Raw genomic sequence first — 13,747 nt, forward strand, 5'->3', positions numbered from 1 at the left:
TGCGAGGCTGGGGGCATGACCGACGCGCTGCAGACCGACGCCCTCGCCGCTCTTCGCCGACTGGTGGGGCGCGACGACGCGGTGTTCCACGAGGGGCAGTACGAGGCCATCGAGGCGCTCGTCGGCGAGCGGCGGCGCGCGCTCGTTGTGCAGCGGACGGGGTGGGGCAAGTCGGCCGTGTACTTCGTCGCGACCCGCCTGCTGCGCGACCGCGGCGCGGGCCCGACGGTGCTGGTCTCGCCGCTCATCGCGCTGATGCGCGACCAGGTCGAGGCCGCCGCGCGCGCCGGGGTGCGGGCCGTGGCGATCAACTCCACGAACGCGCACGAGTGGTCCGAGGTGCTGGCCCGCCTCGACCGCGACGAGGTCGACGTCCTCCTCGTATCGCCCGAGCGCCTGAACAACCCGTCCTTCCGCGACGAGCAGCTGCCGGCGCTCGTCCGCCGCATCGGCATGCTCGTCGTCGACGAGGCGCACTGCATCAGCGACTGGGGCCACGACTTCCGGCCCGACTACCGGCGCCTGCGCGACCTGATCGGTCAGATGCCGCCCTCCGTGCCCGTGCTCGCGACGACGGCCACCGCCAACAGCCGGGTGGTCGCCGACGTCGTCGACCAGCTCGGCTCCCGCGACGTCACCACGATCCGGGGCCCGCTGGCGCGCGCCTCGCTGCGCCTCAGCGTCCTGCGCCTGCCGGATGCGACCGCGCGCCTGGCGTGGCTTCTCAGCCACCTGGGCGAGCTCCCCGGGTCCGGCATCATCTACACGCTCACGGTCGCCGCTGCCAACGACACCGCCCGCCTGCTGAGCCAGCACGGCCATGCGGTGCGTGCCTACACGGGGCAGAGCGACGCCGACGAGCGCGCCGAGTCCGAGGCGATGCTCAAGCGCAACGAGGTCAAGGCGCTTGTGGCCACCAGCGCCCTCGGCATGGGCTTCGACAAGCCCGACCTGGGGTTCGTGCTGCACCTCGGCGCTCCCTCGTCGCCGGTCGCGTACTACCAGCAGGTCGGCCGCGCGGGTCGCGCCACCGACTCTGCCGACGTCGTGCTGCTGCCCGGCCCGGAGGACAAGGACATCTGGCACTACTTCGCCACCGCCTCCATGCCCGACCAGGATCGCGCCGAGCGCGTGATCTCGGCCCTCACCTCCTCGACGGGGCCGCTGTCCACGCCCGCGCTCGAGGCGGTCGTCGACATCCGTCGCACCCCGCTCGAGCTGCTGCTGAAGGTGCTCGATGTCGACGGCGCCGTCCGGCGCGAGCGGGGCGGCTGGGTGGCCACGGGCGAGCCGTGGACGTACGACGCCGAGCGCTACGCCCGGATCGCGGCTGCGCGCCGGGCCGAGCAGGACGACATGCTCGCCTACGAGACCACGCCCGAGTGCCGGATGGAGTTCCTCCAGCGCCGCCTCGACGACGACACGGCGGTGCCGTGCGGGCGGTGCGACAACTGCGCCGGCGCCTGGCTCACCGCCGAGATCGGTCAGGGGTCCGCCGCCCAGGCGGCGTCCGCCCTCGATCGTGTGGGCGTCCCGATCGAGGCGCGTCGGCAGTGGCCATCGGGTCTGTCGTCCCTCGGCGTCTCGCTGAGCGGCCGCATCCCGCCGGGGGAGCAGGCCGAGGAGGGGCGTGCCCTGGCGCGGCTCACGGATCTCGGATGGGGCGGCGCGCTGCGCGAGCTGTTCGCGGCGGGCGCCCCGGATCAGGAGGTGCCGCCGCGGCTGCTCGACGCCTGCGTGCGCGTGCTCGCCGACTGGGGCTGGGCCGAGCGCCCCGCCGCAGTCGTGGCCGTCCCCTCGCGATCGCATCCGAAGCTCGTGGCCTCGCTCGCCCAGGGCATCGGGCGGATCGGGCGGCTGCCGTATCTCGGCGAGCTGGGCGCCGATCCCGCGGCCGCGGCCGGGCGGCCCGGCGGCAACAGCGCCTTCCGCGTCGCCGACCTGCACGGCAGGTTCGACGCGTCGGCCCTCTCGGTGCCGCCGGGGCCCGTGCTGCTGGTCGACGACCTCGCCGACAGCCGCTGGACGCTGACGCTCGCGGCACGCGAGCTGCGCCGGGCGGGCGCGACCGGCGTGCTGCCGTTTGTGCTCGCGCTGCGCGGCTGACCGCTTCTCTCACACAACGGGACACTCGCGCAAGATGTCGCCGGCCCGGTCACCGGGAACGTACGGTCGATCTATGACCGAAACCGGATATCGACGGATCAACGCGCGCGTCACGGGGATCGCCCTCGCCGCCGCCCTGGGTGGCTTCCTCTTCGGCTTCGACACCGCCGTCATCAACGGCGCCGTCGTCGCCCTCGCCGACGACTTCCAGATCTCGGGCGCGCTCGAGGGCTTCACGGTGTCGAGCGCCCTGCTCGGCTGCGCGGTCGGCGCCTGGTTCGCCGGCGCGATCGCGAACCGGTGGGGCCGCATCCCCGTCATGGTGGTCGCCGCCGTGCTGTTCCTCGTGTCCTCGATCGCCTCCGGTTTCGCGTTCGGCGTCGTCGACCTGATCATCTGGCGCGTCGTCGGCGGCCTCGGCGTCGGTGCGGCCTCCGTCATCGTGCCCGCCTACATCGCCGAGGTCTCGCCCGCCGCGATCCGCGGTCGCCTCGGCTCGCTGCAGCAGCTCGCCATCGTGACCGGCATCTTCGCCGCGCTGCTGTCGAATGCCCTCCTGGCCGGCATCTCCGGCGGCGCGGCCGAGGCCCTGTGGTTCGGCGTCCCTGCGTGGCGGTGGATGTTCGTCGTGGCCGCGGTGCCCGCCCTGATCTACGGCCTGATGGCCTTCCGGCTGCCCGAGTCGCCCCGCTACCTCGTGCTGCGCGGCGATGTCGACAAGGCCTCGCAGGTGCTGCTCGACCTCGGCGGCGTGACCGATGTGAACCTCAAGATCCAGCAGATCCGCGATTCGCTCGAGTCGGAGGAGAAGGAGTCGCTGCGCGACCTGCGCGGCAGCGCACTGGGCCTGCGCCCGATCGTCTGGGTCGGCATCCTGCTGTCGGTGTTCCAGCAGTTCGTCGGCATCAACGTGATCTTCTACTACTCCACGACGCTGTGGCGCTCGGTGGGCTTCGACGAGTCCAGTGCGCTGACGACCTCGGTGATCACGTCGGTGATCAACATCCTCGCGACGATCGTCGCCATCCTCCTGATCGACCGCGTCGGCCGCCGCACGCTGCTGCTGATCGGATCCGTCATCATGACGGTCTCGCTCGCCTCCATGGCCGTCGCCTTCTCGTTCGCCACCGTCTCGGGCGCCGACGTCCAGCTCGAGGCCCCGTGGTCGATCGTGGCGCTGCTCGCGGCCAACCTCTTCGTCGTCGGCTTCGGCGCCACCTGGGGCCCTGTGGTCTGGGTGCTGCTCGGCGAGATGTTCCCGAACCGCGTGCGCGCGAGCGCCCTGGCGGTCGCGGCGGCCGCGCAGTGGGTCGCGAACTTCATCGTCTCGACGACGTTCCCCGTCCTCAGCGGCGTCGGGCTGTCGTTCGCCTACGGCCTGTACGCCGTGTGCGCGGCCGGATCGCTGGTGTTCGTCTGGTGGAAGGTCCGCGAGACGAAGGGCATGGAGCTCGAGGACATGCGCTGACGCGCGGGCGGGTGTCGCTCCCCGTCTGGCGGGGAGCGGCGCTTAGTCTCGGTACGCCATGATCCGGTTCGAACACGTCAGCAAGCGATACCGGGGGACCGCCAAGCCGGCCCTCGACGATGTCGACTTCGAGGTCCAGCGCGGGGAGTTCGTCTTCCTGGTCGGCGCCTCGGGATCCGGCAAATCCTCGTGTCTGCGGCTCATCCTCCGCGAGGACACCCCCAGCGACGGCCGCGTCGTTGTGCTCGGCCGCGACACCAAGACGCTGTCGAACCGACGCACGCCCTACTTCCGTCGGCACATCGGCTCGGTCTTCCAGGACTTCCGTCTGCTGCCGTCGAAGACCGTGTTCCAGAACGTGGCCTTCACGCTGCAGGTGATCGGCTCCTCGCGCGCCTTCATCCGGCAGGCCGTGCCCGAGGCTCTCGAGCTGGTGGGCCTCGCCGACAAGGCCAAGCGCTTCCCGCACGAGCTGTCCGGCGGCGAGCAGCAGCGCGTCGCGATCGCCCGCGCGATCGTGAACCGCCCGCAGGTGCTGCTCGCCGACGAGCCGACCGGAAACCTCGACCCGGCGACCTCCGTCGACATCATGATGCTGCTCGCCCGCATCAACGCGTCAGGCACCACGATCCTGTGCGCGACGCACGAGGCGACGTTCGTCGACCAGATGCAGCGCCGCGTGATCGAGCTCAAGGGCGGCCAGCTGGTGCGCGACGAGCGCCACGGCGGCTACGGCGACCGCTCCGGCATCAAGACCCTCGAGCCGCAGATCGAGCGCGGCACCGCGGCGATCGCGGCGCTCACCGCCGTGCTCGAGGTGCAGCGCGAGGTCACCGCGAACCCCACGGGGATCGTCCCGCGCCTCGCGGGCGACCTGCCCGAGGACGCGGTCGTGGCCGAGATCGTCCTCCCGCCCCAGCCCGTCGACGAGACGCCCGCGGCCGAGGCGGCGCCTGCCGCCGCGCCGGCGCCCGACGCCTCGCCCGAGCCGGAGTCCGGTGCCGAGCCCGAGCCCGGTGCCGACGAGCGCGACGAAACGCACGCCAGCGCGCACATCGACCTGGAGGAGCTCGGCATGGCCGACCGCCTGGGCCTGCGCGCGAACGACGACGAAGTGGGTCCGACGTCATGAGAGTGGGACTGATCCTCTCCGAGGTGCTGACCGGGCTGCGACGCAACGCGTCGATGGTGGTCTCGGTGATCCTCGTGACCTTCGTGTCGCTCACCTTCGTGGGCGCGGCGATCCTGATGCAGGCGCAGATCGCCACCATGCGCGACTACTTCCAGGATCGGGCGCAGGTCGACGTCTACATGTGCTCGGCGATCTCGAACACCGAGACCTGCACGGGCGGCGTCGCCACCGACGAGCAGATCGCGGCGGTGAAGGCCGAGCTCGAGGGCACGACCCTCTCCCCGCTGATCCAGGAGTACACGTACCTCGACCCGGCCGCGGCCTACGCGTCGTTCGTCGAGAACTTCCCCGACAGCGCGGGTGTGCTGACCGAGGAGCAGACGAGCGCCGAGTTCCACGTCACCCTGCTCGATCCGACGCGCTCGGACGTGATCGTCGAGGCCTTCACGGGCGTCGAGGGCGTCGAGCAGATCACCGATCAGCTGCAGTACCTGGATCCGCTGTTCTCCGCCCTGACGATCGCGACCTACGGGGCGATCGGCGTCGCCGGGCTGATGCTCATCTCCGCGGTGCTGCTGATCGCCACGACGATCCGCCTGTCGGCATTCGCCCGCCGTCGCGAGGTCGGCATCATGCGCCTGGTGGGCGCCTCCAACCGCTTCATCCAGACGCCGTTTGTGCTCGAGGGCGTGGTGTCGGCGCTCATCGGCTCTCTGCTCGCGAGCGGCGCGGTGCTGCTCGGCGTGAAGCTCGGCGTCGAGGGCTACCTCACCGAGCGCATGGGCACGATCCCGTGGGTCGGGATGGGCGAGGCGCTGCTGGTGGTGCCGGTGATCGTGCTGATCGGCGTCACTCTTGCGGCGCTGTCTGCCGGCTTCGCCATCCGTCGCTGGCTGCGCGCCTGAGGCCGCGCCGCGGCGCTCAGCAGGAGTCGCCCCACACCCGCTTCGGCTCGTCGGGGTGCGTCACGTCGTAGATGGCGTCGGCGTGCGTGCGCGGGTTCTCGTCGCGCACGTACTTCAGCTGCTGCGAGTAAGCCTCCTCCGAGAGCGTGATGTCACCCTCGAGCCAGATCTTGATGTGCCACGCGCCGCGGATCTCGGGGCGCAGCAGGAAGCGCCCGTCGACGATCAGGTACCCGTCGCCCTCCTCGGCGCGGAAGGCCGCGAGCGTGGCCCGCAGGGCGGTGTAGTCCTCGTCGGGGCGGTAGGCGTCGGCGTGCGCGCTGGCGCGCTCGGCCACCCGGCCGGCGTCGCGCAGCGCCGCGGCGGCGGCATCGGCGAAGCGGGCGGACGAATCGGCGTCGGGGCCGTCGACCGCGATCAGGATCCGTCCGCTCGCGTAGCGCTGGGTGATGTCCGCGCCGAGTGCGTCGAACAGTGCGGCAGCCGTGTTCTCAGTCATGCTTCCAGCATCCCACCGCGGCGCACCGGCGGGGCGGGCGCCGGGGTCGGGCACGGGTCGGGGTAGGCTGAAGGGCTGTGCACGAACGCAGGAGGTGAGCACATGCCGAAGGAACAGGGCGAGAAGATCGTCGCGACCAACCGTCGCGCCCGCCACGAGTACAACGTCGAGAAGACCTACGAGGCGGGTCTCGTGCTCACCGGCACCGAGGTCAAGTCGCTGCGCCAGGGGCGCGCGAACCTGTCCGACGGCTACGCGTACATCAACGGCAACGAGGTGTTCCTCGACGCCGTGCACATCCCGGAGTACTCGCAGGGCAGCTGGACGAACCACTCGTCCAAGCGCATCCGCAAGCTGCTGCTGAACCGCGACGAGATCATCAAGCTCAGCCACGCCGTCTCGGCGGGCGGCTACACGCTCGTCCCGCTGAAGCTCTACTTCCTCAACGGCCGCGCGAAGGTCGAGATCGGCGTCGCGAAGGGCAAGAAGGAGTACGACAAGCGCCAGACGCTGCGCGAGCGTCAGGACAAGCGCGAGGCCGAGCGCGCCATGCGCACCCGCAACCGGATGGGCGAGTAAGGCGGCACCCGGTGGGCGTGCGCATCGAGTTCCAGGCCGCGGTCTACCGGTGGGAGGCGCGCACCGAGTCGTGGTTCTTCGTGAACGTCCCGGAGGAGATCTCCCGCGACATCCGTGAGCTGCCGGCGCCGCCGCGCGGCTTCGGGTCGCTGCGGGTCGAAGCGACGATCGGATCGTCCACGTGGCGCACCTCGATCTTCCCCGGCCGCGAGGCGTACTCGCTGCCGCTGAAGAAGGCCGTGCGCGACGCCGAGGGGCTGGTCGAGGGCGGCACCGCCACGGTGCTGCTCGACGTGCTCGAGCTCTGAGCGCACGCCGACTTATCCACAGCCCGCCGCGCGCCCCCGGGGTTGTTCCCTAGCCTCGAGCGGGGAGGGACGCGGATGGCCGGATCGGATGTGCTCGCGCTGGTGGCGCATGCCGCCTTCCTGGCGGTGGCGCTGATCCTGATCCGCATCGACGTGCGCGAGCACCGGCTTCCCGATGTGATCGTGCTGCCCGCGGCCGCGGGTCTTGCCCTCCTGCTCGGTCTCGCCGACGGCGACAGGATCGGCCGGGCGGCACTGGGCGGCCTGATGCTGTTCGCGTTCTATCTGCTGGTGCGCGCCGCTGTGCCGTCGGGTCTCGGCGGCGGCGACGTGAAGCTCGCGGCCGTCGTCGGGCTGGTGCTGGGCTGGCACGGCTGGGTCGAGCTCGCCGCCGGAGCCGCGGCGGCGTTTGTGCTGGGCGGGCTGCACGCGGTCGCGCTGCTCGCCACCGGCCGCGCGAGCCGCGGCAGCCACCTCGCCTTCGGGCCGTGGATGCTCGCCGGCGCCTGGCTCGCGATGGCGCTGTGAGCCGCATGTCAACCCGTGTGCGCAGGTCGAGGCGCCCCGGCTAGCCTGGCCGAATGGCGGGGATCGTGGCACGGGTGAAGGCTCTGATCGCATGGGCGCTGGTGCGCAAACCGGTCCGGGCGCTGCTGCTGTACTCCGAGCAGAAGGGGGCCCTGCTCGCTTCCGCGGTCACCTACCGCGCGCTGTTCTCGATCTTCGCCGCCGTGCTGCTGGGATTCTCGATCGCCGCGGTCTGGCTCGCCGGGCAGAAGGACCTCTTCGACGCGCTGATCGACTCGATCGACAACGTCGTCCCGGGGCTCGTCGGCGAGGGCGAGGGATACCTCGTCGACCCGTCCGACCTCCGCCAGCCCGCGAGCTTCACCATCGCGGGAATCATCTCGCTCATCGGTCTGCTCTTCGCCTCGATCGGCGCCGTCGGCGCGCTCCGCGAGGCGATCCGGATCATGGCCGGGACCACGCACAAGCCCTCCTCGCCGATCCTCCTCATCGCCCGCGACCTGCTGTTCGCCGTGATCCTGGCGGCCCTGATCGTCGCGGCGGCCCTGACGACCTTCCTCGGCTCGGCCTTCGTGACCACGCTGCTGAACTGGGTGGGCATCGGGGAGAGCGGCGCCGCGGTGGTCGTCACCCGCATCATCTCGGTACTGGTGACCCTCGCGCTCGATGCGGTGCTGATCGCCGTGATGTTCTGGATGCTCTCGGGTATGAAGGCGCCCGCGCGTGCGCTCTGGCCGGGTGCGCTGCTCGGAGCGGTCGGGCTCATCATCCTCCAGCAGCTGTCGAGCCTGTTCGTCGGGGGAGCGGCGAGCAACCCTCTCCTCGGCACGTTCACGGCGCTCATCGCGCTGCTGCTGTGGGTCAACTTCTCCGTGCAGGTGGTGCTCATCGCCTGCACCTACATCGTGGTCGGGGTGAACGAGGAGCACGATCGCCTGCGCGAGCGCTTCGGATCCGAGACCTTCGCGCAGCGCAAGGTGCGCCGCGCCGAATCGGCCGTGCAGGTCGCCGTTCGCGAGCTCCAGGAGGCCCGCGAGGCCGAGGAGAAGGAACGCGCGTCAACCCCCTGAGCGCACTCGATCCTCGGCGATAGGGTGGGCTACATGGCGATCGCGAGACTGCATGGCGGGCCCCTCGACGGACAGGTCCTGCCCCTGGAGAACACCGACCAGGATCAGCTGATCCTCCCGTACTCGGAGGGGCAGGTGGTCTACGAGCGCGACGGCGATGCGACGAACACCGGCGAGGGCGACGGGCCGACTCAGCTCGACTACCGCTTCACCGCCGAGCCGCAGGAGATCACGCCCGACGATGACGACGTCCGGCCCGGCGAGTGACCGGCTCCGCTGACGGCGGACCCTCGCGCAGCGTCGAGGTCGAGCGGAAGTTCGACGTCGACGCGGGCACACCCGTTCCCGAGTGGACGGGCGTGCCCGGTGTCGCGTCGGTGAGCCCGGGGGAGGAGCGTCACCTCGACGCCCTCTACCTCGACACCGCCGACACCGCGCTCGCGCGGAACGGAGTGGCGCTGCGGCGTCGCACCGGGGGGCCGGACGCCGGCTGGCACATCAAGGGGCCCCTGGTCGATGGCGGCCGGACCGAGCTGGGCTGGCCGCTCGGAGAGGACGACGAGCTGCCGGATCCGGTCGCGGCCGAGGTCGCGCAGTGGACCACCGACTCGCTCAGCCCGCTCGCGCGGATCGTGAACGACCGCACCGCGTACGCGCTGCTCGATGCCGACGGCGGCGTCCTCGCCGAGTTCGTCGACGACCACGTGCGCACGACCGACCTGCGCGCGGGCGACGAGCGAGAGTGGCACGAGTGGGAGGTCGAGCTGGGCCCTGCGGCCCCGGCCGCCCCGGCAGAGCGCGAGGCGTTCTTCGCCGCGGTCCAGGAGGCGGCCTTCGCCGCCGGTGCCCGTTCGGCGAGCTCGGCGTCGAAGCTCGCGCGGGCCCTCGGTCACTGACCCCACCCGACACACAGGAAACGGCCCCCGAGAATCGGGGGGCGTTTCCTGTCGGTCGGCGCGCGGGCGCTCGACCCGACCGGCTCACATGTTGATGAAGTGACCGAGGAGGCCGTGGAAGCCCTCCTGCAGCGCCTCCGACAGCGTGGGGTGCGTGTGCACGTTGCGGGCGGCCTCGAGCGCCGTGATGTCCCACTTCTGCGCGAGGGTCAGCTCGGGCAGCAGCTCGGACACGTCGGGGCCGATCAGGTGGCCGCCGATGAGCTCGAGGTGCTCGGCGTCGGCGATGAGCTTGACGAAGCCGATGGGCTCGCCCAGGCCGTTCGCCTTGCCGTTGGCGCTGAAGGGGAACTTCGCGACCTTGATCTCGCGACCCTCGGCCCGTGCCTGCTCCTCGGTGAGGCCGAACGAGGCGACCTGCGGCGAGCAGAAGGTGGCGCGGGGCATCATGCGGTAGTCGCCGAGCGTCTGCGTCTCGGCCTTGGCGATGGTCTCCGCGGCGACGACGGCCTGCGCCTCGGCGACGTGGGCCAGCTGCAGCTTCGCGGTGACGTCGCCGATGGCGTAGATGCCCTCGACGTTCGTGCGCATGTGGTCGTCGATGTCGATCGCACCGCGCTCGGTCAGCTTGACGCCGGTCTTCTCGAGGCCGAAGCCCTCGATGTTGGGGGCGAAGCCCGCGGCCATCAGCACCTTGCCGGCGGTGATCTCGCCCGCGACGCCGTCGCGCGACTCGTACGTGACGTGCACCGACGATCCGTTGTCCGTGACGGTCTTCACCCCGGTCGAGGTGAGGATGTCGATGCCGTACTTCTTGTACTGCTTCTGGATCTCCTTGGAGACCTCGACGTCCTCGTTCGGCAGGGCGCGGTCGGCGAACTCGATGATCGTCGTCTTCACGCCGTAGTTCGACAGCACGTAGGCGAACTCCATGCCGATGGCGCCGGCGCCGACGATGACGATCGACTCGGGGAGCTCGCGGCTGAGGATCTGCTCCTCGTAGGTCACGACGTTCTCGCTGAGCGTGACGCCCGGCAGGAGGCGCACCTTCGAGCCGGTCGAGATGATCACGTTGTCGTACGTGAGCTCCTCGGTCGATCCGTCGGCCTTGGCGACGGAGATCGCCTTGGGGCCGGTGAAGGTGCCACGGCCCTCGTACTCGACGACCTTGTTCTTCTTCATCAGGAAGTGGATGCCCTTGACGTGCGTGTTCGCGACCGTGCGGCTGCGATCGAACGCCTTGCCGAAGTCGAAGTGCACGTCACCCGAGATGCCGAACAGGTCGGCCTTGTGGGTGAAGGTGTGGGCGATCTCCGCGTTCTTCAGCAGCGCCTTGGACGGGATGCACCCGACGTTGAGGCAGACGCCGCCCCAGTACTTCTCTTCGATGATCGCAACGTTGAGTCCCAGCTGCGCGCCGCGCACGGCCGCGACGTAACCGCCGGGACCCGCGCCGAGGATGACGAGGTCGTAATGAGCCATGGCTCAAGCCTAGTCCGCGCGGGGGCCTGTCAGCTCTGGCCGGCGGGACCGTGGCCGCGGTCGTCCCGCATGCGGCGGATGACGAGCGGCAGCAGGGCGGCGGCGACCACGATGATCGCCGTGACGAGCAGGATCCACGGCCATGCCGCGGCGGTCCCGCTGTCGTCGTCCGCCTCGTCCGTGAGGGGCGCGGCCGTCGCGGTGGCCGTCGGCTCCTCGGGCTGCTGCGTCGCGGTCGGCTGCTCGGTCGCGGCCGGGTCGGGGGTCGCGGTCGCGGCCGGGGATGCCGGTGCGACGGTCGTCACCGTGAACTCGTAGCTTCCCTCGGTCGGGTGGCCGTCCGACGAGACCACGTGCCAGTTCACGGTGTAGGCGCCGGTCTCCGTGACGGTGCCGATCTCCTGCGTCACCAGGGCGCCGTCGACCACAGCGTCGCCCTCCGACACCTCGGCGCCGGACGGCGCGAGCACGTCGATGACGGTGTCCTGGGGGCCGAGGGTCAGGAGGGCGTCCGAGAAGGCCAGGGTGATCTGCTCCGGCATCGTCTCGATCGTCGACCCCGGGACGGGGGAGGACTGCTCGGGCTGGAGCGCGTCGTGCGCCGCGGCGGGCGACGCCACGCAGAGAGCGGCGAACATGACGAACAGGCTCGCGATGCCGATAGTGGTCAGACGGTGCGGGTGCGAGGAGCGCGGGGCGGACATGCCGCCACGCTATCCCCGGGATCCTGACTGTCGGCCGCGTGATCGGACGCCGCTCCGTGACCGACTTGTGATCTGGATAAACGGATCGGTTAGGCTGGTCCGAAAGGAGGGGATGACGTGTCACAGAACGAGTACGGCGCAGGTTCGCCGATTCATCGCGACGGCGACGCGGCGCGGTTCGGTCATGACGGCTCGGGCGATTCGACCCAGACGTTCGGGCACGATTCCGACCTGTCCTTCGTGCCTTTCGCGGGTGAGCTGAGCGCCGCCGAGCGCGATGCCATCGCGGCGCTGCCCTCGGGCTCGGCGCTGATGCTGGCGCGATCGGGCCCGACGGCCGGTGCGCGCTACCTGCTCGACACCGACGTCACGACGGCCGGTCGTCACCCCGAGGCGGACATCTTCCTCGACGACGTCACCGTCTCGCGCCGTCACGCTCAGATCACGCGCCATCGCGCGTCGTTCGAGATCGTCGACCAGCGCTCGCTCAACGGCACGTACGTCAACGGCGAGCGGGTCGACCGGGCCGAGCTGCGCAACGGCGCCGAGGTGCGGATCGGCAAGTTCCGTCTGCACTTCTTCGTCTCGCCTCAGGACCACGGGCAGAACGGATCGGGGCAGGACGCCTGATGGCGGCTGCCGCCGCTCGCGAGCCGGCTTCCGCCAGGAAGTCGCCCGCGGGCCTCCTGAGCATCGGTCAGGTGCTCTCGAAGCTCACTCCCGACTTCCCCGCACTCACCTCGAGCAAGCTGCGCTTCCTCGAGGTCCAGGGCATCGTGACGCCCCAGCGCACCGCCTCGGGCTACCGCAAGTTCTCGCCGCAGGATCTCGAGCGCCTGCGCCTCGCGCTCACGCTGCAGCGCGATCACTACATGCCGCTGCAGGTCATCCGCGACCACCTCGCCGATGTCGACGCCGGTCGCGCGACCGCTCTCCCGCAGCTGCCGCCGTCGATCCACCCGGCCGCACGCCGTCACACCCGCCAGGAGCTCCTCAGCGCCGCGGGCGCCGCACCGCAGCTGCTCAACGACGCGGTCAGCACCGGTCTGCTGAAGGCCTCTGACAGCTACGACGATCAGGCGCTCGCCCTGCTGCGCGCGCTCGTCGCGCTGTCGCGCCACGGCATCGAGCCCCGTCACGTCCGGGGCCTGCGCCAGAGCGCCGAGCGCGAGGTCGCCCTCGTCGAATCCGCGCTGTCGGCGCTGCTGCGTCGCACAGACGCCGCGTCGCGCGCGAAGGCGAGCGAGCTCGCGCCGGAGCTCGCCGGCCGCCTCGACGAGGTCCGTGCGATCCTCGTGAAGGGCGCCCTCGGGCGCCTCGTCGACTGAGCCGCCGGGCCGTTCGGTAACCTGAACCTCACGTTGAAGGTCACTGTTGGATAACGCGCCCGCGACACGCGTCCGCGAACGCGCGGATGTCATTGCCGGTGCCGCGGGCCTCCCATACGGTGGAGGAATCACCCACCCGAGGAGGACCCATGAACGCTGACGATCGAGACGATCGCGGCATGACCGATCTCCTCTTCACGGACGGCCTCCCGGACCTCGATCCCGAGGCCGGCTACCGCGGTGCGGTGGCCGCTCGCGCGGCGGGGATCACCTACCGCCAGCTCGACTACTGGGCTCGCACCGAGCTGGTCGAGCCCACGATCCGCAACGCGTCGGGATCGGGCTCCCAGCGCCTGTACGGCTTCCGCGACATCCTCGTCCTCAAGCTCGTCAAGCGCCTCCTCGACACCGGCATCTCGCTCCAGCAGATCCGCACGGCGGTCGAGCAGCTGCGCGCCGCGGGCATCCGCGACCTCGCCGGCACCACGCTGATGAGCGACGGCGCGTCCGTCTACCTCTGCACCTCGAACGACGAGGTCATCGATCTCGTCAGCCGCGGGCAGGGCGTCTTCGGCATCGCCGTGGGCAAGGTGCTGCACGAGGTCGAGGCCACCCTGGTCGACTTCGAGGCCACCACCCCCGACTCGTCGGTCGACGAGCTCGCTCAGCGCCGCGCCAAGCGCACCGCCTAGTTCTCCGGCGGGCACGGCCCGTCGACGTCCGCTCGCCGAGCGAGCGATCC

At 70.9% G+C, this 13,747-nt stretch carries 16 protein-coding genes; 13 read left to right on the top strand and 3 right to left on the bottom strand.

Features of this window, described 5'->3' with window-relative positions; genetic code table 11:
• The first annotated feature begins 15 nt into the window (after positions 1–15).
• The 4 genes from ACOKGD_RS05400 (at position 16) to ftsX (ending at position 5,611) form a co-directional block, all read left to right on the top strand.
• Positions 16–2,106, top strand: coding sequence for a RecQ family ATP-dependent DNA helicase (locus tag ACOKGD_RS05400; protein ID WP_342335283.1), 2,091 nt, complete (start codon positions 16–18; stop codon positions 2,104–2,106).
• 73 nt (positions 2,107–2,179) lie between these two features.
• On the top strand, positions 2,180–3,574 hold the full coding sequence (locus ACOKGD_RS05405; protein WP_421355093.1) for a sugar porter family MFS transporter: 1,395 nt from the start codon (positions 2,180–2,182) through the stop codon (positions 3,572–3,574).
• Positions 3,575–3,632: 58 nt separating this feature from the next.
• Positions 3,633–4,706, top strand: a complete 1,074-nt coding sequence (gene ftsE / locus ACOKGD_RS05410; protein WP_342335279.1) for a cell division ATP-binding protein FtsE — start codon at positions 3,633–3,635, stop codon at positions 4,704–4,706.
• Positions 4,703–5,611 (top strand): permease-like cell division protein FtsX, encoded by a 909-nt coding sequence (ftsX, locus tag ACOKGD_RS05415; RefSeq protein WP_342335277.1) that lies wholly within the window; start codon positions 4,703–4,705, stop codon positions 5,609–5,611. The genes ftsE and ftsX overlap by 4 nt, the downstream gene beginning before the upstream one ends.
• Before the next feature lie 16 nt (positions 5,612–5,627).
• Here the strand turns inward: ftsX and ACOKGD_RS05420 are convergent, their stop codons facing one another.
• Positions 5,628–6,110 (bottom strand): hypothetical protein, encoded by a 483-nt coding sequence (locus ACOKGD_RS05420; protein ID WP_342335275.1) that lies wholly within the window; start codon positions 6,108–6,110, stop codon positions 5,628–5,630.
• Positions 6,111–6,212: 102 nt separating this feature from the next.
• Between ACOKGD_RS05420 and smpB the strand changes: the two genes are divergently transcribed.
• The 6 genes from smpB (at position 6,213) to ACOKGD_RS05450 (ending at position 9,491) form a co-directional block, all read left to right on the top strand.
• Positions 6,213–6,689 (top strand): SsrA-binding protein SmpB, encoded by a 477-nt coding sequence (gene smpB / locus ACOKGD_RS05425; RefSeq protein ID WP_342335273.1) that lies wholly within the window; start codon positions 6,213–6,215, stop codon positions 6,687–6,689.
• 11 nt (positions 6,690–6,700) lie between these two features.
• The gene (locus ACOKGD_RS05430; RefSeq protein ID WP_342335271.1) at positions 6,701–6,997 is read left to right on the top strand and encodes a DUF1905 domain-containing protein; all 297 of its coding nucleotides are present in this window, start codon (positions 6,701–6,703) and stop codon (positions 6,995–6,997) included.
• Positions 6,998–7,072: 75 nt separating this feature from the next.
• Entirely contained in the window at positions 7,073–7,525 is a 453-nt protein-coding gene (locus ACOKGD_RS05435) for an A24 family peptidase (protein WP_342335269.1), read from the top strand.
• A 53-nt stretch (positions 7,526–7,578) separates the two neighbouring features.
• The gene (locus ACOKGD_RS05440) at positions 7,579–8,595 is read left to right on the top strand and encodes a YihY/virulence factor BrkB family protein (protein ID WP_342335267.1); all 1,017 of its coding nucleotides are present in this window, start codon (positions 7,579–7,581) and stop codon (positions 8,593–8,595) included.
• Positions 8,596–8,628: 33 nt separating this feature from the next.
• On the top strand, positions 8,629–8,862 hold the full coding sequence (locus ACOKGD_RS05445; protein WP_342335265.1) for a response regulator: 234 nt from the start codon (positions 8,629–8,631) through the stop codon (positions 8,860–8,862).
• Positions 8,859–9,491, top strand: a complete 633-nt coding sequence (locus ACOKGD_RS05450) for a CYTH domain-containing protein (protein WP_342335263.1) — start codon at positions 8,859–8,861, stop codon at positions 9,489–9,491. The genes ACOKGD_RS05445 and ACOKGD_RS05450 overlap by 4 nt, the downstream gene beginning before the upstream one ends.
• Positions 9,492–9,575: 84 nt before the next feature.
• Here the strand turns inward: ACOKGD_RS05450 and lpdA are convergent, their stop codons facing one another.
• Together lpdA and ACOKGD_RS05460 are read right to left on the bottom strand one after the other, a co-directional pair.
• On the bottom strand, positions 9,576–10,973 hold the full coding sequence (gene lpdA, locus ACOKGD_RS05455; RefSeq protein WP_342335261.1) for a dihydrolipoyl dehydrogenase: 1,398 nt from the start codon (positions 10,971–10,973) through the stop codon (positions 9,576–9,578).
• 29 nt (positions 10,974–11,002) lie between these two features.
• Entirely contained in the window at positions 11,003–11,677 is a 675-nt protein-coding gene (locus tag ACOKGD_RS05460) for a copper resistance CopC family protein (protein ID WP_342335259.1), read from the bottom strand.
• Between the two features lie 117 nt (positions 11,678–11,794).
• Here ACOKGD_RS05460 and ACOKGD_RS05465 point away from each other — a divergent pair, with 117 nt between their 5' ends.
• The 3 genes from ACOKGD_RS05465 to ACOKGD_RS05475 all read left to right on the top strand — a co-directional run bounded on the left by ACOKGD_RS05465 (position 11,795) and on the right by ACOKGD_RS05475 (position 13,697).
• On the top strand, positions 11,795–12,307 hold the full coding sequence (locus tag ACOKGD_RS05465) for an FHA domain-containing protein (RefSeq protein ID WP_421355094.1): 513 nt from the start codon (positions 11,795–11,797) through the stop codon (positions 12,305–12,307).
• Positions 12,307–13,005 carry a transcriptional regulator FtsR gene (locus tag ACOKGD_RS05470; RefSeq protein ID WP_342335257.1) on the top strand — a complete coding sequence of 233 codons (699 nt, stop codon included), beginning with the start codon at positions 12,307–12,309 and terminating at the stop codon, positions 13,003–13,005. Before ACOKGD_RS05465 ends, ACOKGD_RS05470 begins: the two co-directional genes overlap by 1 nt.
• Positions 13,006–13,184: 179 nt before the next feature.
• Complete coding sequence (locus ACOKGD_RS05475; RefSeq protein WP_421355095.1) at positions 13,185–13,697, top strand: MerR family transcriptional regulator; 513 nt, start codon at positions 13,185–13,187, stop codon at positions 13,695–13,697.
• The last annotated feature ends 50 nt before the right edge of the window (positions 13,698–13,747 follow it).

This window comes from Microbacterium phosphatis, from assembly GCF_049177115.1.
Lineage (GTDB): Bacteria > Actinomycetota > Actinomycetes > Actinomycetales > Microbacteriaceae > Microbacterium > Microbacterium phosphatis.

Excerpts from the sequence above, each read along its gene's own strand:
- ACOKGD_RS05400 (WP_342335283.1), top strand. The coding sequence starts at position 16 with ATGACCGACGCGCTGCAGACCGACGCCCTCGCCGCTCTTCGCCGACTG.
- ACOKGD_RS05405 (WP_421355093.1), top strand. The coding sequence starts at position 2,180 with ATGACCGAAACCGGATATCGACGGATCAACGCGCGCGTCACGGGGATC.
- ftsE (WP_342335279.1), top strand. The coding sequence starts at position 3,633 with ATGATCCGGTTCGAACACGTCAGCAAGCGATACCGGGGGACCGCCAAG.
- ftsX (WP_342335277.1), top strand. The coding sequence starts at position 4,703 with ATGAGAGTGGGACTGATCCTCTCCGAGGTGCTGACCGGGCTGCGACGC.
- ACOKGD_RS05420 (WP_342335275.1), bottom strand. The coding sequence starts at position 6,110 with ATGACTGAGAACACGGCTGCCGCACTGTTCGACGCACTCGGCGCGGAC.
- smpB (WP_342335273.1), top strand. The coding sequence starts at position 6,213 with ATGCCGAAGGAACAGGGCGAGAAGATCGTCGCGACCAACCGTCGCGCC.
- ACOKGD_RS05435 (WP_342335269.1), top strand. The coding sequence starts at position 7,073 with ATGGCCGGATCGGATGTGCTCGCGCTGGTGGCGCATGCCGCCTTCCTG.
- ACOKGD_RS05440 (WP_342335267.1), top strand. The coding sequence starts at position 7,579 with ATGGCGGGGATCGTGGCACGGGTGAAGGCTCTGATCGCATGGGCGCTG.
- ACOKGD_RS05445 (WP_342335265.1), top strand. The coding sequence starts at position 8,629 with ATGGCGATCGCGAGACTGCATGGCGGGCCCCTCGACGGACAGGTCCTG.
- lpdA (WP_342335261.1), bottom strand. The coding sequence starts at position 10,973 with ATGGCTCATTACGACCTCGTCATCCTCGGCGCGGGTCCCGGCGGTTAC.
- ACOKGD_RS05460 (WP_342335259.1), bottom strand. The coding sequence starts at position 11,677 with ATGTCCGCCCCGCGCTCCTCGCACCCGCACCGTCTGACCACTATCGGC.
- ACOKGD_RS05470 (WP_342335257.1), top strand. The coding sequence starts at position 12,307 with ATGGCGGCTGCCGCCGCTCGCGAGCCGGCTTCCGCCAGGAAGTCGCCC.
- ACOKGD_RS05475 (WP_421355095.1), top strand. The coding sequence starts at position 13,185 with ATGACCGATCTCCTCTTCACGGACGGCCTCCCGGACCTCGATCCCGAG.